Source organism: Butyribacter sp. (genome assembly GCF_056818865.1).
The window spans coordinates 22,987-41,597 of sequence record NZ_DBLYGC010000026.1; the positions used below are offsets into that span (position 1 = coordinate 22,987).

18 protein-coding genes are annotated in these 18,611 nt (G+C 35.7%); 1 reads left to right on the plus strand and 17 read right to left on the minus strand.

Going from position 1 to position 18,611, the window contains the following annotated elements:
* Positions 1-96: 96 nt before the first annotated feature.
* The 4 genes from ACZLXV_RS11415 to ACZLXV_RS11430 form a co-directional block, all read right to left on the minus strand.
* Positions 97-2,172 carry a heavy metal translocating P-type ATPase gene (locus tag ACZLXV_RS11415; RefSeq protein ID WP_482383512.1) on the minus strand — a complete coding sequence of 692 codons (2,076 nt, stop codon included), beginning with the start codon at positions 2,170-2,172 and terminating at the stop codon, positions 97-99.
* A 179-nt stretch (positions 2,173-2,351) separates the two neighbouring features.
* Positions 2,352-2,687, minus strand: coding sequence for a DUF6110 family protein (locus ACZLXV_RS11420; protein ID WP_022223472.1), 336 nt, complete (start codon positions 2,685-2,687; stop codon positions 2,352-2,354).
* 166 nt (positions 2,688-2,853) lie between these two features.
* A complete protein-coding gene (locus ACZLXV_RS11425) occupies positions 2,854-3,831 on the minus strand; it encodes an aldo/keto reductase family protein (RefSeq protein ID WP_482383513.1) in 978 nt (325 codons plus the stop codon).
* Between the two features lie 30 nt (positions 3,832-3,861).
* Positions 3,862-6,969 (minus strand): alpha-L-arabinofuranosidase C-terminal domain-containing protein, encoded by a 3,108-nt coding sequence (locus ACZLXV_RS11430; RefSeq protein WP_482383514.1) that lies wholly within the window; start codon positions 6,967-6,969, stop codon positions 3,862-3,864.
* Positions 6,970-7,320: 351 nt separating this feature from the next.
* Between ACZLXV_RS11430 and ACZLXV_RS11435 the strand changes: the two genes are divergently transcribed.
* On the plus strand, positions 7,321-8,112 hold the full coding sequence (locus ACZLXV_RS11435; protein WP_482383515.1) for an AraC family transcriptional regulator: 792 nt from the start codon (positions 7,321-7,323) through the stop codon (positions 8,110-8,112).
* A gap of 93 nt (positions 8,113-8,205) precedes the next feature.
* Here ACZLXV_RS11435 and ACZLXV_RS11440 read toward each other — a convergent pair whose 3' ends face one another.
* The 13 genes from ACZLXV_RS11440 to ACZLXV_RS11500 form a co-directional block, all read right to left on the minus strand.
* Positions 8,206-8,682, minus strand: coding sequence for a transcriptional repressor (locus ACZLXV_RS11440; protein WP_367334712.1), 477 nt, complete (start codon positions 8,680-8,682; stop codon positions 8,206-8,208).
* A gap of 192 nt (positions 8,683-8,874) precedes the next feature.
* Positions 8,875-11,025 (minus strand): ferrous iron transport protein B, encoded by a 2,151-nt coding sequence (gene feoB / locus ACZLXV_RS11445; protein ID WP_482383516.1) that lies wholly within the window; start codon positions 11,023-11,025, stop codon positions 8,875-8,877.
* Between the two features lie 177 nt (positions 11,026-11,202).
* Positions 11,203-11,424 carry a FeoA family protein gene (locus ACZLXV_RS11450; protein WP_367334823.1) on the minus strand — a complete coding sequence of 74 codons (222 nt, stop codon included), beginning with the start codon at positions 11,422-11,424 and terminating at the stop codon, positions 11,203-11,205.
* Positions 11,425-11,437: 13 nt separating this feature from the next.
* Positions 11,438-11,650, minus strand: a complete 213-nt coding sequence (locus ACZLXV_RS11455; protein ID WP_022223464.1) for a FeoA family protein — start codon at positions 11,648-11,650, stop codon at positions 11,438-11,440.
* Between the two features lie 165 nt (positions 11,651-11,815).
* Positions 11,816-12,574 (minus strand): ATP-binding protein, encoded by a 759-nt coding sequence (locus ACZLXV_RS11460; RefSeq protein WP_482383517.1) that lies wholly within the window; start codon positions 12,572-12,574, stop codon positions 11,816-11,818.
* A 14-nt stretch (positions 12,575-12,588) separates the two neighbouring features.
* Entirely contained in the window at positions 12,589-12,726 is a 138-nt protein-coding gene (locus tag ACZLXV_RS11465; RefSeq protein WP_482383518.1) for a hypothetical protein, read from the minus strand.
* A 56-nt stretch (positions 12,727-12,782) separates the two neighbouring features.
* A complete protein-coding gene (locus ACZLXV_RS11470) occupies positions 12,783-13,484 on the minus strand; it encodes a Crp/Fnr family transcriptional regulator (RefSeq protein ID WP_482383519.1) in 702 nt (233 codons plus the stop codon).
* Positions 13,485-13,508: 24 nt separating this feature from the next.
* Positions 13,509-15,101 (minus strand): hydroxylamine reductase, encoded by a 1,593-nt coding sequence (hcp, locus tag ACZLXV_RS11475; protein WP_482383520.1) that lies wholly within the window; start codon positions 15,099-15,101, stop codon positions 13,509-13,511.
* 114 nt (positions 15,102-15,215) lie between these two features.
* Positions 15,216-16,319 carry a Wadjet anti-phage system protein JetD domain-containing protein gene (locus ACZLXV_RS11480; RefSeq protein ID WP_482383521.1) on the minus strand — a complete coding sequence of 368 codons (1,104 nt, stop codon included), beginning with the start codon at positions 16,317-16,319 and terminating at the stop codon, positions 15,216-15,218.
* Between the two features lie 88 nt (positions 16,320-16,407).
* The gene (locus tag ACZLXV_RS11485; RefSeq protein WP_022223459.1) at positions 16,408-16,797 is read right to left on the minus strand and encodes a protein-export chaperone SecB; all 390 of its coding nucleotides are present in this window, start codon (positions 16,795-16,797) and stop codon (positions 16,408-16,410) included.
* Between the two features lies 1 nt (position 16,798).
* The gene (locus ACZLXV_RS11490; protein WP_482383522.1) at positions 16,799-17,050 is read right to left on the minus strand and encodes a hypothetical protein; all 252 of its coding nucleotides are present in this window, start codon (positions 17,048-17,050) and stop codon (positions 16,799-16,801) included.
* Positions 17,022-17,675, minus strand: coding sequence for a hypothetical protein (locus ACZLXV_RS11495; protein WP_482383523.1), 654 nt, complete (start codon positions 17,673-17,675; stop codon positions 17,022-17,024). The genes ACZLXV_RS11490 and ACZLXV_RS11495 overlap by 29 nt, the downstream gene beginning before the upstream one ends.
* A 120-nt stretch (positions 17,676-17,795) precedes the next feature.
* The coding region (locus ACZLXV_RS11500) for a hypothetical protein (protein ID WP_482383524.1) at positions 17,796-18,611 on the minus strand (816 nt) is incomplete at its 5' end.

Here is an 18,611-nt window from a genome sequence, read left to right on the forward strand (position 1 = left end):
CTCAATATCAGTCTTATTGAGAAAAAGGTGTCATTTACTTGAATTATATATTATATATTTTGTTATTAGTCAATCTGATTATTTATTATACTATAATCAATCAAGAAAACTTTCCATGCTCTTTAAACTTATTGCAAGTGTTGATGCATTATGTAAAAGTGCTGACGTTGTCGGCGCAAGTAGTCCTGTCACACCACACAATATCAATCCCGAATTAAATCCGACTATAGTTCTATAGTTCTTCTTAATCCTCTTCATAAGTGCATCGCTCAGCATTTTGAGTGTTACTATCTGATACAAGTCATCAGAGCCAACTGTTATGTCAGCTATCTCTCTTGCTATTTCTGCTCCGTCACTTATTGCTATTCCGACATTTGCTGCTGAAAGAGCCGGTGAATCGTTTATTCCGTCACCTATCATAATCACTTTTCTGCCTTCTTTTCTCTCTTTTTCAACAAACGCCGCCTTATCTGCCGGAAGAACTTCAGAATAATAAACATCTACTCCGACTTTCTCGGCTATGTTTTTGGCTATTCTGTCACTGTCTCCGGTCATCATAACAACCTTGCTTATTCCTGACTTTCTTAAAGAATTTATAACTGCTTCAGCTTCATCTCTAAGAGGGTCTTCTATAAGTATAACCGCTGCGAGTTCACCCTGAATTGCAAGATATAATCTTGAATACTGCTCAGGAAGATTATCAAATTCCTCTGCCTTATCCTCAGGCACTGTACAATTTTCATCTTCAAATACAAAATGATAACTTCCTATAACAGCTTTTCTGTCGTCAATATAACTTGATATACCATGAGCAACAACATAATCAACTTTTGAATGCATTTCCTCATGTTCAAGTGACCTGTCTTTAGCGGCTTCAACTACTGCTTTTGCCATTGAGTGTGGGAAATGTTCTTCAAGACATGCAGCAATTCTTAAAAGTTCATCCGGTGTCTCACTGCAGAATGAAACAACATCTACAACAGTAGGTTTTGCCTTTGTAAGAGTTCCTGTTTTATCGAATACTATTGTATCTGCCTCGGAAACTGCTTCAAGGAACTTTCCGCCTTTAACCGTAACATTGTGAAGGCTTGCTTCTCTTATTGCTGATAAAACCGTTATTGGCATTGCCAGTTTAAGCGCACATGAAAAATCGACCATAAGCACTGAAAGCGCTTTAGTAGTATTTCTTGTGAGAAGATAAGTAAGTGCCGTTCCTGCAAGAGTATATGGAACAAGTTTGTCTGCGATATGACTCGCCTTGCTTTCACTTGATGATTTAAGCTTCTCAGTTTCTTCTATCATTTTTACGATTTTTTCATACTGGCTTGAACCACCGACTTTTTTAACCTTGATAGTTATTTCGCCTTCCTCAACAACAGTTCCGGCATAAACATAATTGTCCTTAACTCTTCTTACCGGCATTGATTCACCTGTTATTGAAGCCTGGTTAACCATAGCCTCACCGTCATAGACTTCACCGTCAAACGGAATAATATTTCCCATGTGAACAACTACACAGTCGCCTTCTTTTACATCATTTGAAGATACCTGAACTTCTTTTCCATCACAGAGCATCCAGACACTTCCAGTATTGAGCGACATTGTTCTTGCGAGATCATCAACTGATTTTTTGTGTGTCCACTCTTCTAAAAGTTCACCTATTCCGAGAAGGAACATTATTGAATCCGCTGTCTTTATATCATTTCTAAGAACTGATACTCCTATAGCTGTCGCATCAAGAACTGGTACTTCAATCTTTCCTTTAAGCAAAGTCTTTACGCCTTTGTAAATATATTTTAATGACATTGCCGTAGTATAGACAGCTCTCACCGGATAAGGAAGTAATATCTTCCTTGCATATCTGTAAACGACTTTTTCAACCATTTTTCTCTGATATGTATTGTTAAGTCCTCTTCCTGATGTTTCTAATACTGCTGCCGGCACGTCAACATTTTCATAAGCAAATTTTTTCAACGCATCTATAATATTTTCTCTATCTCCGACAAAATATACAATAGCGTCACATGTTCTTTCAAACACCTTTGCATTTGTAACATACTGATTATTTGTAAGATAATATAATAATGTGTCTGCCTGTTCAAAGGACATTCTGGTCTGATGTAAATGAACTCTTATTCTGCCTTTTATTTCATGCTTAATAGAAAACTTCATTTTTGTCCCCCATTTCCGTACTACTAATTTAACTTCAATTAGAATCATCTTACTGCCATATACCTAAAACAAGACACCTGAAAAATCAGATGTCTTGTATAAATATATGTCAGATTATTATCTAATTGATAAACTTTGTGCAATATGTATCTCACAATCTGCACTTTCAAACCTGTTAACTACTCTGCTTCTGCTGCTGCCTCTGCGTCTGCACTTTCTGCTTCATCATCAACTTCTTCAAAATCTTCTGCTTCATCTTCAAAGCATTCTTTTTTTGCAGCTCTTTCCTCGTTGATTTCTACTGCCTCAGCATAAATATCTTCTGCATTTTCCTGTACTGTTGATACAACGTTCATAACACAGTCTTTTGCACGAAGAACTGCTGCTGTACAATTTGAATATACATTCTTTGCATCATCACTTGAAAGAATCTTGATTCCTGCTGTACCAAATGCAACTCCTGCTGCAAATAAACCTGTCTTTTTCCAATTAATAGCTTTTAAACAATCTAACATAATAATTTCCTCCTTAATTTTGCCTTTTGTGACATTATATAACAGGAAACACGGTACGACAAAGCTAATTATGCTTTATTGATAAATTTTAATCAACAAAAGTCTATTTTGTCTTTTCTTGAAACTGTTTCTCAATATCATACTCTTTGTTTCACAAAAGAGCACTCTAACCTACATGTCTTTCAAACTTTTTAAAATCAAGAATCTTTTCAATCTCATCAAGTGCATCCTTAGGAATTCTAAAGTCTGCCGCCGCCAAATTGTTTTCAAGCTGTGACGGCTTGCTTGCTCCCGTAATAACACTTGATACAATCTCTTTTCTTAAAATCCAGCTGAGTGCAAGCACCGACATATTGATTCCGAGCTCCTTAGCTATCTTTGTAAGCTTTTCAACCTTATCAAGATTTTCATCAGTAAGAAGATTGTTTATCTGTTTATCCGCCTGATGTGTTGCTCTTGACCCTTCCGGATAAGGCTCTCCCTTTTTATATTTTCCCGTCAGAAGTCCCTGGGCAAGCGGTGAAAATGGTGTTATTCCTATACCGTATTTTTCACATACAGACATAATTTCATGTTCAATATATCTGTCTATCATATTATATTGTGGCTGCACTACCGTCATCGGATATAAACCATATCTCTCGATTATTCTCTGTGCTTCCTCAAGTCTTGCTGCTCCCCACTCTTCACTGACACCATAATATAAAATTTTTCCTTTTGACACCAAATCACTTAATGCCCTAAGAGTTTCCTCCATAGGTGTTGTGTTATCAAATCTATGGCAGTAATACAAATCTATGTAATCCATATTAAGATTTTTCAGCGAACGGTCAACATTTTCAAAAATATGTTTTCTTGATAATCCCCAGTCATTTGCTCCGCCGCCTGTCGGGAAAAATACTTTACTTGAAACAACATAACTGTTTCTCGGATATTCATTTAAAATTTTTCCTAAAAACTTTTCAGCTTCACCGCCGCTGTAGGCATCTGCACAGTCGAAAAAGTTTACGCCTTTTTCATATGCAAGTCTTATCGTGTCTCTTGCAATATTAACCTTATCATCACCGGCAAGGTCTGTCATCCAGCTTCCGACAGCAATCTCACTTACTTTAAGACCTGATTTTCCAACATTACGATAATTCATAAAATCCTCCTATTTTTTATAACTTTGTTTTTAGTTGTCGCCGTTATGCTTAATACGCAGAACAGTTACAGAATATTTAGGAACCGTATAATTAAATTTATCCTTTATTCCGCTTACCTTGTCACTCTTTAATGTAACAATTTCTTCTTTTCCGAGAATATTGTCATCATTCTCACTGTTTCCTGCAACTACATCCACATCTGCCTCATCGGATATTTCTCCTGCATTTGCAATATCAACAGCAAATGTTTTGTCTGTGCCTGTTACATTTACAAGTTTTACAATGACATCTCCTGTTTTGTCCGTACTTACAACCTGATAACTCTCGCTTCCTTCTGTCTCAGGTATCGTATAGTCTACATAGAGTAATCCATCAAGATAACATTTTACGTTTCTGTCCTTTACTTCTATTTTTATATTGTATTTCACATCATCAGCGATAGTACAGCTTGTAACCGTACCTGCAAGCTGTCCGGATTTTGAACCTCCTGACACTTTCTGTAAACATGATACAGTATTATTCCATCCACCAATATTCCAGAAATAATTTTCATTTTTGTCACCGACTGAAAATGGAATCATAAAACCTTCCTGACCTGAAATCTTTGTAGCTTCAACAGTATATGTATAATTCTTCCATGAACTGTTTCCAAAATATACAACACTTCCCTGATTTCCATATGTAACTGTATTTGTCACATCCGATGACTGGACAAGCTTTCCGTTTTTCACTGACCATACACCATCTGTAGCCTGCTCCCAGTATTTTGAAAAGTTTGCTGCTTTTGTAAATGTCTCTTTTCCTAAAATCTTTCCTGTATCTTTTGATACCACCTTTACATTATCAAATTTTGCTGCCGTGTTCCATGTACCTACACCAACTTTTCCACCAAATGGTTTTGATGTCACCGTTGCTCCTGTCATATCTGATTTCAGCAGAGTAGTTCCTGCATTTTTTGCAAATATCTTTTGTACATAATAGTTAACCGAACTTGTAACCGTATTATTATTAAACCATATAAGGTCAGGTGACCAGTGAAGTGCCGTGAGATTTCCAAACAGCGGTGCATATGCCGCCATCTTAACTATGTCTCCGTTTCTCTCAAGTCCCGTCATATATGCGGCCTCCGAAAGTGCCGCCTTCCATGTATTTGACTGTGCCGCATATTCCCCAAGAAATACATTCATTCCTCCGCCATATGTTGATGTGGTCATATTGTCAGTATCTCTGCTGTAATTCTTTTCGTCATAATAATCAGTATGTGTCAAGAACCAGCTTGGCTCATTGTAATAATGATGGTCAATAGCACCCGCAAAATCATTTATCGTCTTGTCAGGATGTGCTTTAAGCCATTTTGCAGCTTCATTATATGCCTGCATGTAAATATCTTTTCCGCTGTCTCCGTCATCGACACCTGCCGTAAACATAAGTTCAATATCACCGTAAAGTGCCGGATTTGTTTTCTTTGCGTCATTGAATGCATCTACAAACGCTTCATAATGTTTAAAGAAATCATCACCCCACTGTTCATTTCCGATACCGATATATTTGAGTTCAAACGGTTCCTCATGTCCCATTGCAATTCTTATTTTACCCCATTTTGTAGTTTTATCTCCACGACAAAACTCAACAAGGTCAAGTGCATCCTGAATGTACTGTTTGAATTCAGCAGAATCAAGTGCAGGACCGTTTCCGTTCGACTGACCCATACAGCATTTTCCACAGTTGATAACAGGTACTCCTATTGCTCCTATATCCTCAGCAAGCTGGAAATACTCATAAAATCCAAGACCATATGTCATAAATGATGGATTCTGGTCATTGGTTGCCCACTCATCAGTCCATATGTTTTGTCCCTGTTTTCTTGCTGCAACATCACCGTATGTACCGTTAAATTCAAACGGCTGTCCGCTTGCATCTGCACCGATGGAATCTTTCCAGTTGTATCTCGTCTCAATAGTTGCACCCTCAACTACACATCCTCCCGGAAATCTCAAAAATCCCGGATGAAGTTCTTCAAGTTTTTGTGCAAGATCTTTTCTAAGACCATTCTTTCTTCCCTTGTATGTATCCTGTGGGAACAGTGATACCATATCCACCGCAATCTTTCCTTTAGGAATTGTAACCTGTAATTTTACATTTCTGTTTGATGTGACATTTGAGTCAAGTTTAAGTTCATATTTTTTCCAGTCACTTGTCACCTTTTCAATAGTACCACTGCCGGCAACCTCTTTGCCATTCATTATTTTTACATTTAAAGAACCTGTGTAGCCGTCAATTCCTTTTGCATAAATAGAAAAATCATATCCTGCATTCTTTTTTATTGACATGCCGTCAAGAAATCCCTTATTCGCAATACCGGCTTCTTCATCGGATTTATTCTCAATAACCATATAATTTGGATTGTTTACATTAAGACAGCCTGTCTTATCATCCTTAACCACATTTGCAGTTACATCACCGACATTGTTCCAAGCATGTTTTTCGTTGTCTGAGGCAAGTTTTGTAAATTCAAATGAGCGGTTCTGAACCATCTCAGCATACAAGCCTCCGTCAGCGGCAAAATTAATATCTTCTATAAATATTCCATATAATATATCACTTATATCATGTACTTTATCAGAAGCATCAACGCTCAATGAATAATTACTTTTTTCTTTACTATATTCACTGACTTTTCCTGCCTCTCCGTAAACTGCCGGTACAGGTGTAGCTGTAGGCTGTGCCTCTGCATCCGGTAACACATCTGTTGTGTCTTCAGGTTTTGAAACTTTCACTGTACATTTCAATGTTTTTTTACTGACTTTTTGCGAATTTTTCGGAATATAGCGTACCGTAACTTCAATCTTTGTACTGCCCGCTTTTACGGCCTTTACAACACCCTTTGAAGTTACAGATGCAATTTTTTTATTTTTACTCTTAAATGTAACCTTTTTAAGTTTGCTTACATTTTTCACCGTAACTTTTATCTTTTTTTGTTTACCTTTTACAAGTTTTAAGTTTGTTGTACTTAACTTTACGACAGCTGCGCTGCTTTTCTTTGCCGCAGTACTCTCCATATACACACCGGGTACTGAAGACAAAACGAGTGCACCGCTCATGCATAATGCCAAAATTCTTTTCTTACTTAATCTCATACACATCCTCTTTCCTTTTAAATTCGTATTGTTTCTCCAAAACAACATAACATTTGAACTTTTTAGTTATATTTAAACATTAAATACAATGCACATATATTGTACTTTACCAAAATAAAAACAGTTTACGAGAGGAAGTTTTTTCGGCATTTTATACAACAACAGTGCATTTGTATTTAATTTTATAAGTATGATTATATAAACTTTTTATACGCAAGTCCATGATATTAGTTGTCATATATTTGATTTTTTTCGCTTTTTATTTTATAATAAAAAAGACGTTAAGTATTAAATTGTGACAACTTAATGTATACTTTCCAGATTTAATTTTTGTGTTTTGGAGGATAGGTTATGATTAAAATAAAATTAATAGGATACCATTTTCAAAATTGTCCCGGCTTTTGTGTAGAACGTCCAACAGGCTCCGGCGACTATTTATTATTGTATCTGCGCAGGCCAACTGAAATAATGAAAGACGGGCATTACATAAAAGTTCCCGAAAATACTTTTATCTTATACGAAAAGAATAAACCTCAGATTTACAGGCATATTAAATCAGAAAATTCTGATGACTGTTTTATAAATGACTGGATTCATTTTGACTTTGACAATTATGACAATTTTTTTGAGAAACTTGAAATTCCTTTTAATACACCTATCACACTTTCAACTCCAAAAATAATAACCGATATGATTGCCGATTTATTTATAGAATATTTTAACGAAGGCGATCAGCACGAATATATTATGAGCAGCAAAGCCGAAACTCTTTTTCATAAATTCAGCGATATTTATAGGACTACACTAAATTCCGGTTCTGCTTTTGACAAGTATTTTGACGAATTTTCAGAGTTAAGACAGCATATTTACAATTATGAATATGTCCCATCCGGTGCAGACGAAATTGCAGCTAAACTCGGACTAAGCACATCTTATTTTCAGCATACCTATAAAAAACTATTTGGAATATCAGTTCACCAGGACATTATAAAAGCAAGAATAGAACATGCTGCAAGACTTTTACAGGGAAGCAACAGCTCTATCTCTGAAATTGCAGCCACTTGCGGTTATGAAAACCTTGAACATTTTTCGAGACAATTCAAAAAAATAAAGGGAATTTCTCCACAGAAATTCAGAAAATAATTATTTTATATTAAGAAATAACTGCTTAAATATAAAAATAAAAAACAAAAAGAATGCAATCTTGTAAAGACAAAACTGCATTCTTTTTACTTTCTACTTTCCGCACTGGCATGATTTTGCAATAACACTGCGCACATTTAAATCAGTTGGATAACCGCATGCCGCAAGTCCCGCCTTTATAACCTTATGCCATTTTTTTGCTGACAACTCAACAACCGTATCATCATCAAACTCAATAGTGCAGGCATTTTCAACTTCACACCCGGAACCGCAGGCTATCTTATACATATTTTTTCTGCTGATAGCCCCGATTTCCTCGAGTTTGTTAACCATTCTATATACGGTGGCAGTGCCTATCCTGCCGTCCTGTTTTGCCGCCTTGTAATATATCTCTTTGCAGCATGAGCAGTCTTCTTCCAATATAATGTCAAGTAACATAAGACGCTGCTTTGTTATACGACACCCATCATCTTTAAGACGTTGTATCACCATATCTTTCTGCATTTTTGTACGCTGATAATTCTGTGATTCCTGTATCTTTCTCTTTTGTTCCATCACTGCCATCGCCATAGTATGATTCCCCACCTCTCATCTCTTTGTTGTTAACTGTCTATTTTTCTTTAAAAAAACCTATTATTATCTTTATCGCTAACACAAACATAATTGCAAGAACGATTAAGATAACCACATCAACCGGTTTAACTTCTAAATTAGTATGCATTGTAAAAATTCCGCTTATCTAAAAATCACTTTATGTTATTTTTAAGCTTCTCCTGCTGCTGTCTTATATTCCCTCTTCTTGTTTGGGTCCGGACGGAAAAGGAAGTAAAGTATTACTATTGCTACAATAAATGCTGCTACTGTTGCAGGTCCGAATGCTACTGAACCTGTGATAAGTCCGCCAATCTGATATACCATAAGTGCTACGCAATATGCTAATACATTCTGGAATATAAGTGCAAATACTACAAATTTCTTTGATTTCATCTCTCTTGCCATTGTTGAGATAGCTGCAAGACAAGGTGAATCGAAAAGGTTGAACATAAGGAATGATACTGCTGCGATTCCTGTTGGGAAGAACTGTGCAAACTGATCATGCATAGATGCTGCATATTCTTCTACTTCGCCAAGTCCACTGAGTACACCCATTGTTGAAACGATACCTTCTTTTGCAACAAATCCTGAAAGTGATGATGCAACTGCCTGCCATGTTCCAAATCCGAGTGGTTTGAAAATCCAAGCGATAGCTCCACCGATTGAAGCAAGGAAACAATATTCTGTATCTACCATACCAAATGTTCCGTTCTGGATACCGAATGTTCCGAGGAACCACATAACTGCACAGCAAAGGAAGAGGATTGTTCCTGCTTTCTTAAGGAATGCCCATACTCTCTCCCATACATGGAGAAGAACACCTTTAAGTGATGGGATATGGTACTGTGGAAGCTCCATAACGAACGGTGCCGGATCACCAGCAAAAAGTGATGTTTTCTTTAAAATAATACAAGAAACAATAACTACAATAATACCTACGAAATACATAAGCGGTGCAAGCCACCAGCATCCGTTTAATAAATATCCTGCGATAAGTGCAATAACAGGAAGTTTTGCACCACAAGGAATAAATGTTGTTGTCATAATTGTCATACGACGATCTTTATCGTTTTCAATTGTACGTGTTGCCATAATTCCCGGGACACCACATCCTGAACCGATAAGGAACGGAATGAAACTCTTTCCTGAAAGACCAAACTTACGGAAAATTCTATCCATGATGAATGCGATTCTTGCCATGTATCCGCAATCCTCAAGAAGTGAGAGGAAGAAGAATACAATAGCCATCTGAGGTGCGAATCCGATAGGAGCACCAAGACCTCCGATAATACCGTTAACTACAAGTGATACAAGCCAGTCTGCTGCACCGACATTTTCCAAAAATCCCTGTACTGCCGGCTGAATCCACTCACCTACAAGTGTATCATTTGTCCAGTCTGTAACAATTCCACCAAGTGATGATACTGCTATGTAATAAACTACAAACATAATTGCTGCAAATATAGGAAGTGCAAGTATTCTGTTTGTAACAATTTTATCAATCTTATCCGATGTTGTGAGCTTTCCTGCTGATTTTTTCTTAATACAATCCTTAATGATAGATGTGATAAATGTATATCTCTCATTTGTGATGATACTTTCTGTATCGTCATCAAGCTCATCTTCTACATTTTTGTTAATTTCAGCAATCTCTTTAAGAACATTATCTGAAAGATTTAACTTCTCTGCAACCTTCTCATCGTTCTCAAAAAGCTTAATTGCAAACCAGCGTTTCTGTGACTCCTCTACTGAACCAAGTGCAATGCTCTCAATATCTTTAAGGGCATCTTCTACCTTAGCTTCAAAAGAATGCTTAGGAGCTGCCACTTTCTTACCTGCAAGTTTAACTGCCTGCTCAGCTGCCTCAACGATTCCCTCACCTTTAAGTGCTGAAATTTCAACAACCTCACAACCTGTTTCCTCTGCAAGTTTCTTAATATTTATCTGGTCACCGTTCTTACGAACAACGTCCATCATGTTTACAGCTATTAAAACAGGAATTCCGATTTCTGTAAGCTGTGTTGTAAGATAAAGGTTTCTTTCAAGGTTTGTTCCATCGATAATGTTCAAGATGACTTCAGGTTTCTCATCAATAAGATAATTTCTTGAAACAACCTCCTCAAGAGTATATGGGGATAATGAATAAATACCGGGAAGATCGACTACTGTCACATCTTTATTTCCCTTTAATCTTCCCTCTTTCTTTTCCACTGTAACACCAGGCCAGTTACCTACATACTGGTTTGAACCTGTCAGTGCATTAAATAATGTTGTTTTTCCGCAGTTAGGATTACCTGCTAATGCAATTTTAATTGACATTTTTTCTCTCCAATCCGCACATATAATTCTATATGTATAATGTATAATCCATCAACCATATATGTGCCAAAATTATTTACTACTACATTTGGTTTTGACTGCCTATACCAAATTTGTATTCACTTGCTGTAATTAGTACAAGCTAACCCGTGACCAAAAAAAATTTGAGCCTTAAAATTACTCAACTTCAATCATTTCTGCATCTGCTTTTCTCAGTGAAAGCTCATAACCTCTTACTGTCACTTCAATAGGATCACCAAGTGGTGCGACTTTTCTTACAAGGACATCAGTACCTTTGGTAATTCCCATGTCCATGATGCGTCTCTTTACCGCTCCTACTCCTGTAAGTTTTGTAACTTTTACAGTTTCGCCACATTTAACTTCCTTCAATGTTTTCATCATTTTCCCCTTTCTAGACCATGATCTTATTTGCCATATCTTTACCGATGGCAACTCTGGCATCCTTGACATTTACTATCATATTTCCACCAATCTGTGAAATAACAGTAACTGTTCCACCCACAACAAAACCAAGGTTTTCTAAAAATCTGCGTGTTTCTTCTTTACCGCCTATTTTTTTTATTACGCTAGGCTGTCCTTCAGCTATCATTGATAATGGCATCATATCATCCTCTTTCTTAATCTCTTTTGTTGATTATCATTTATCCATGCGTTAGTATAATCTAATCGAGAATAGTTGTCAATAACATTATTGAGAAAAATTTATCAATAATGAACAAATTCGGGTTCCGGCATTTTCCCCTGCCAAAACCCGAATCCATAAAATATCTTATAAGCTTTCTAAAATTTTTCCGTCACATGAAATCGTCACAACCTGCCGCGGAATCATCTTACCACTGTTCTTTAAAGCATTTACAACTGCATTTTGCAGACCTCCGCAGCATGGAACTTCCATACGGACTATTTTCACGCTCTTTATGTCGTTATTCTTAATTATCTCAGTAAGCTTCTCACTGTAATCAATATCATCAAGTTTAGGACATCCGACAAGCGTAATGTGATTTTTGATAAAGTCCTCATGAAAATTTGCATAGGCATACGCTGTACAATCTGCTGCCACCAAAAGATTGGCTCCATCAAAATACGGTGCAGATGTCGGAACAAGTTTTATCTGAACCGGCCACTGGCTTAATCTGCTTACAGGTTTCCAGTTGCCGCTTCCTGTATCTGCATTACTGCAGTCATTTTCTTTAGCATTTTCCGTCTGTGTATGCTGTAAGCTTCTTGCCATGCTGCCCGGACAGACATGAACAGGTGCACCGTTCTTTTTTGCATTCTCAGCCATTTTTTTTGCGGCGATCCTAGCCTTGACAGCCGCCTCATCATATTCATTTGCCTCACGCTCTATAATTTCAATTGCATCCATAGGACATGCAGGCAGACAGTCTCCAAGACCATCACAATAATCATCTTTAATCAGCCTTGCCTTTCCGTCAATCATAGCAATCGCATCCTCGTGGCACGCATTAGCACACGCACCACAACCGTTACATTTTTCTTCATCTATATGAACTATCTTGCGTATCATTTTATTCTTCCTTTCTAAAATACAAACAATGTCTCACTTACCGCATCATTTTGTACAAGTGTTTTGCTCACAACCTGTCCGTCTGCATAGGAAATCTCATCCTTAAGTGTAAGTACCTTTGATTTTTCAATGTTTTTCATAAGCTCTGCCATAATTTTATTCCTCCAATTTTTTATTTTAAATTAAAATTTTTGATGTTCCCAGATTTTTATAAATATTCTTCAAGCTTTTCCTGCGACACAATAATTATCTTTCTGCCCTCAAGCCTGATTATGCCTTCCTTTTCCATATTTCCAAGTTCTCTTGAAAGAGACGGTCTTGTTACGTTGAGATAATCTGCAAGTTCCTCTCTTGAAGGATTTTTTGCTATCTCACCTGACGGTGTCTGATTTTCAATGAGATAAAGTGAAATTTTTTCCCTTATGCTGCCACAGCCAAGCAGTCTTACCTTGCCGCTTAGATTATACGCCTTCATTGCAAATATACCCATTAGATTTTTTCTTATCTTTTCCGCAACTAAAGCATTAGTATTATACGATATATTTTCAAAAAAATCACTCGAAATACTTAGTATCAACGACTCTTCGCCAGCCTGTGCCGACATGTCATACTTGCTTTTCCCCATAAACATATAAACTTCCGCAAACATGTCTCCGGGATTTTCAATGGTTGTTATCAAAATCTTCTTCCCCGAAAAAGTCAGTTTTGAAACTTCGACATAGCCGTGTACCATCACATAAAGCCTTTCAGGTACGTCACCCTCTTCAAATACAAAACTTCCTTTCTCGTATTTTTTTATCTCTGTACTATTTTCTTCTAATAAACAAAGAAGTTCATCCTGCGTAAATCCTTTGCAAAGTGCGGATTTACTCAAAGCCTGTATTATCTTGCCATTCTCATCTTTATCCATATATCTGCCTCTTATATCCGTCTCCTATTTGAGGAATTTTTTCAAATCTTCCTCCGGTGAACCTATAGGTGAAATTCCAAAATTTTCAACAAGAATATCAAGCACACCCTGCGATACAAATGCCGGAAGTGTTGGTCCTAAATGTATATTCTTTATTCCAAGATGAAGAAGTGTAAGTAAAATACACACCGCTTTCTGCTCATACCACGAAAGTACGATAGATAGCGGAAGTTCATTTACCGAACATTCAAACGCATCAGCAAGAGCTGTCGCAACTTTTATAGCACTGAAAGCATCATTACACTGTCCCATATCCATAATTCTTGGTAGTCCTGCAATCTCACCTAAATCAATATCGTTAAATCTGTATTTTCCACATGCTAATGTAAGTATAACAGAATCTTTCGGAGTCTGCTTAACAAATTCTGTGTAATAATTTCTCCCCGTTCTTGCTCCATCGCATCCTCCCACAAGGAAGAAATGCTTTATATCTCCATTCTTGACAGCTTCAATAACTTTGTCAGCAACAGACAAGACAGTTCCATGTGCAAATCCTGTCATCACTTCATGACCGCCGTTTATGCCGGTAAAACTTTTATCTTCATCGTAACCACCCAATTCAAGTGCCTTTTCGATAACAGGTGTAAACTCTTTATCCACACCAATATGAACCATCTCAGGATATGATACCACTTCCGTTGTAAATACTCTGTCGGAATAGCTTTCTTTAACAGGCATAAGGCAGTTTGTTGTAAATAATACCGGTGCCGGAATATTTTCAAATTCCTTCTGCTGATTTTGCCATGCAGTTCCAAAATTTCCTTTAAGATGAGAATATTTCTTTAATTCAGGATATGCATGAGCCGGAAGCATCTCACCATGCGTATAAATATTTATTCCCTTGTCTTTTGTCTGTTCCAACAACTGTTTAAGATCATACAAATCATGTCCGGTAATCACGATAAACGGACCTTTCTCAACTGTAAGAGGAACTTTTACCGGTGTCGGTGTTCCATAAGTTTCAGTATTTGCTTTATCGAGCAGTTCCATACATTTGAGATTTACTTCTCCAACTTCCATAACAACAGGAAGAAGATCATCCTTATTTAAGTCATAGCCTAGTATGCACAATGTTTTTATAAAGAAATCATTCACCGTATTATCTCTATAGCCAAGTACATTTGCATGATATGCATATGCCGCCATACCCCTTATACCAAAAAGAATAAGTGATTTAAGTGAACGTATATCCTCCTGTTCATTCCAGATTTTTGTAACATCATAATCATCCGTGTTCCCACACTTTGCTGTACATACGCTGCAATTTGGAACAACCTCATATTTCTTTTTTCTGACTTTTTCTGTAATTTTTCTGATAGTTTCATCATTAAAATTGACATTTGTTATTGTTGTAAACAGTCCTTCTACAATAATATCCGTAACACTCTCATCATGTGGATTACTTTCGCATGCTTTTGCAAGACCTATCAATGCCCCGGTAAGTTCATCCTGAAGATTTGCTGTTTCTGCTGTTTTTCCACATACTCCTGCATTTCCTGTACATCCCGAACAGCCCGCTGTCTGTTCACATTGAAAACAAAACATTTTATTTTCCATATTTTTCCTTTCTTATATATATTGTAACACAAACTTTTAGTTTTTCTTTTGACATTGACTATAATACAGTAATACCATAAAAAAATCCGTAACATATGTTACGAATTTAAAAAATTATTCAAAATCCCAAATATTTATTATCTCCTGCGGAATATATTTCTCAGTCATCAGAAGATTTTCAAAGTTTTCCCACATTTCACTTCCAAAATATGAAGCAAATGTCTGACCAATATTTCTGTTCTGTTTTTCTTTTGTAACCGGAAGTCTGTCCATTCCAACCCTTTCAGCCTTTTCATACATTCTTATGTATGCTTCATTAAATGGTTCGACCATCATTTTTTCAGCAATTATACCCTCTGTGCTTTTTTCCTTAAAAATTTCCACAAGTTTTTCATAAATGCCTATCCCCTCGTAGTCCATATCCCCAAAATATAAAAATTTATTTTTTCTATGCGCAAGATATTTCTCGGCTGTATATTCAAAATCCCTGAATGAAGCTATGACTTTTTTACCTGAACCATAAATAATTGTTCCAAATTTTTCACCTAATATCACATTCTTTCCGGTATCCTGCATGTATTTTCTAATAGTATAAAATGTATCTTTATTTTCAATAATAAGTACATTTTGCGGAACCAGTCTGTCAAATGTATAACTAACAAAAGGTTCCGGTGTTTCATATACATTCAAATCCGAAAAATCAAGCCCAAGATTTTTTAGTATCCTTTTTCCTCTGCCTCTGTTTTCATTCTTACTTTTGTTCTCACTGTCACCTTTTATAAACTTTTCATCATTCCATATCTCAAAACTGCGCTCATTTACAGACTCTGCTTTTTCAAGCTTTTGTTTTTCGCTGTCATTTTTCAAAAACTCACTTAATTTAAGTACGGCATTTCTGTCTTTTTTATATTGTTCAGTATGCTTTTTATAATATTCTGTGCTGATTTTTGCTGATAATTTAAAGTTTAATTCATCATCAAACTCTCTGTTATCTTTTTCCTCTTCAATCTGCCAATATGCATTGTAAAGTGATGGTCTTTTTCCATTTGAGCCACTACTTTTTATAGGAACAAACTCCCCCAATTCCATTTTTTCACTTATGTAGTCACACAATATTTTATATGAGTCAATTCCTGCCGTAAATTTTTCTGCAATGGCTTTGTCTTTACTTTTTGATATAAATTTTTCTATTTGTTCTAAACTTATTTTATGTTTCATACCAATTTTTCCTTATATCATAAAAATTCTGCCATATAAACCACTTAGTCTATATGGCAGAAAACGTTTCGACTATTTTTCAAAGATTTTATTTTAACATCTTTTTTATATTAATTGTCGGAAGAATTACCGGCTTTATATTTGCTCCAGCTGTGTATGTAGATACAATAGCCCTCACATACGGATACAAAATCGATAAAGCATTTGAATAAAATAGATTAATATCATAATCTAAATAATCTTGTGATAATTCAAATAGTCCTTCTAAACAAATACTCATAAAAAACGGACTTTCATCTTTATCTCCAATTTCAACATTCAGTTCAACCAACATATTTTTTAATTCTTTATCAACCTCTTTATCCGAACTGACCTCTACATTCAATTCATTAGATTGCTTTTCTGTTTTATTTAAATAAAACTCAACTTTTGAAACCCTATAGTCTAAAAACTTAATTGCTCCCTGCTTATCTGACATATTATGCCGCTCCTATTCTATTCTCTGATAATCCGAATACCCCTAAATCCTCTTGATCAATATTATCTTCTACATTAAATTTCGTTTGCAATGTTAATTCATCAAATGCCTTTACATAACTGCTATCGCACGCAAACTTAACTTTTCCAAAATCAATTTTTTTCTTATTAATATTGTATTGCTCAACAGTAAGATTGCTAAAATGTTCTTCAATTCTATTAAGTTCATCTCTTAAATCCATTCCATTTATCATGACAATCTTCCCTCCCTAAATTCTTAAAATCAATATTGATAATCTTGTTTTCATTACTTTCCCTAATATCTATATATTTTTCTTCATCAATATTATTATTCAAATCAGTTATATTTGTTATAATTTCTCTTTTTTTTACACATATCTGAAGTTGCTGTCTTTTTTCTGTCCTAAGACACGGATATGTAATTCTCTTTCCCATAGGAATACTCCAACGGACTAAGTCGTAATTATCTTTATATTTTAATATTTCAAAAAGATAATTAAAAACATCTCCTTCTCTTACCTCGTGTCCTTCAAGCTCTACTAATTTATCTTTAACAATTTCAAATATTTTAAAATGCTCAGGATTAAAATTTGTAAACTCCCTTTCTTCATTTCTCTCTAATTCACACCCCAAAATTGTAAATTTACATAACAATTTTTTACTATTTGAATATTTATTTTTCTTTATATTAGAACGATGCATATCAAATATCCACTTATATGCATCTCTCTCATACTCATAAAAATACCAGCCATCACCAAGCCATTGTTCTCTCTTGACTGAAGAAGTACTTATTGGAAGTTTTTGCTCTTTAACAGCCTTTCTTCCTCTTTCAATTTCTGTACCATGATAATACACTATATTCTTCTCTTTCTTTTGAATGTACCATTGTTCTATTCCATTTTGATTATATTAACATTGCCAACACAAAAAGTCAATTTATAACATTTTTGAGTTTCCCCATTTTTCAAACCGCTATCACTCGAAACCCAATCCAGCAAAGCATTCAGCCAGTGTTAGTTGTTGTGATTGCTCTTTTTTTAAAAGGAAACCTTTTATGCCTGAGTGTGTTCTGGCAAGGACACGCTCAATGGCATAGCCTAATCCATAAAAAATAAATTTTGGTATATCAAAAATACGCTTGGAACATTCCTTTAATTCCAGCATAAAAATTGTATCTTCTTTTTCGCAGCTCATCATACCTATATAGCCAGTGACAAGTGTTGCAAACAGATTTAAATTACGGATTGATTGCAAAGACATTACACGTAAATCTTCTAATTCAAATTGTTGTTTTTTGAACTTGAAATATTCCTCAATTCTCCACAGCATCAGATATACTTTTGTTGCAATCATACATAGTTTTTTCTTTTCAGACACACCTAAATTTGTAAGCAATAACATTGGCTGTACACCAAAACCATATACCGTCACAAGAACCAGCACCTTGTTTGGAAATTCACATAACCGTACAGGAATATAACTAATTTTACATTCTATCTTTTTGCCATGTTTATCCTTAAAATTCATCCGATAATTCCCTTTGTACTTACCTGCAACATCCATAATGTTTTGCGTTTTTCCGTTATAAATGACATTACGATTCTTTTTTGACCGAATTACAAATTTTTCATCATTCTTCAAGAAATATCTGTAGTAATCATTTGCGTCAAATCCTCTGTCAAGTGTTCGGACACAGTTCTTTGAGAAATGTGCAGACAACGATTTCAAGCATTGTAGATTCTCGTGTGTTGCACTGATAAACCCTTTTTCTGCCGCCGAAAAGACTTTTTC

Coding starts and splice junctions, on each gene's coding strand:
- ACZLXV_RS11415 (WP_482383512.1), bottom strand. CDS start 2,172: ATGAAGTTTTCTATTAAGCATGAAATAAAAGGCAGAATAAGAGTTCAT.
- ACZLXV_RS11420 (WP_022223472.1), bottom strand. CDS start 2,687: ATGTTAGATTGTTTAAAAGCTATTAATTGGAAAAAGACAGGTTTATTT.
- ACZLXV_RS11425 (WP_482383513.1), bottom strand. CDS start 3,831: ATGAATTATCGTAATGTTGGAAAATCAGGTCTTAAAGTAAGTGAGATT.
- ACZLXV_RS11430 (WP_482383514.1), bottom strand. CDS start 6,969: ATGAGATTAAGTAAGAAAAGAATTTTGGCATTATGCATGAGCGGTGCA.
- ACZLXV_RS11435 (WP_482383515.1), top strand. CDS start 7,321: ATGATTAAAATAAAATTAATAGGATACCATTTTCAAAATTGTCCCGGC.
- ACZLXV_RS11440 (WP_367334712.1), bottom strand. CDS start 8,682: ATGGCGATGGCAGTGATGGAACAAAAGAGAAAGATACAGGAATCACAG.
- feoB (WP_482383516.1), bottom strand. CDS start 11,025: ATGTCAATTAAAATTGCATTAGCAGGTAATCCTAACTGCGGAAAAACA.
- ACZLXV_RS11450 (WP_367334823.1), bottom strand. CDS start 11,424: ATGAAAACATTGAAGGAAGTTAAATGTGGCGAAACTGTAAAAGTTACA.
- ACZLXV_RS11455 (WP_022223464.1), bottom strand. CDS start 11,650: ATGATGCCATTATCAATGATAGCTGAAGGACAGCCTAGCGTAATAAAA.
- ACZLXV_RS11460 (WP_482383517.1), bottom strand. CDS start 12,574: ATGATACGCAAGATAGTTCATATAGATGAAGAAAAATGTAACGGTTGT.
- ACZLXV_RS11465 (WP_482383518.1), bottom strand. CDS start 12,726: ATGGCAGAGCTTATGAAAAACATTGAAAAATCAAAGGTACTTACACTT.
- ACZLXV_RS11470 (WP_482383519.1), bottom strand. CDS start 13,484: ATGGATAAAGATGAGAATGGCAAGATAATACAGGCTTTGAGTAAATCC.
- hcp (WP_482383520.1), bottom strand. CDS start 15,101: ATGGAAAATAAAATGTTTTGTTTTCAATGTGAACAGACAGCGGGCTGT.
- ACZLXV_RS11480 (WP_482383521.1), bottom strand. CDS start 16,319: ATGAAACATAAAATAAGTTTAGAACAAATAGAAAAATTTATATCAAAA.
- ACZLXV_RS11485 (WP_022223459.1), bottom strand. CDS start 16,797: ATGTCAGATAAGCAGGGAGCAATTAAGTTTTTAGACTATAGGGTTTCA.
- ACZLXV_RS11490 (WP_482383522.1), bottom strand. CDS start 17,050: ATGATAAATGGAATGGATTTAAGAGATGAACTTAATAGAATTGAAGAA.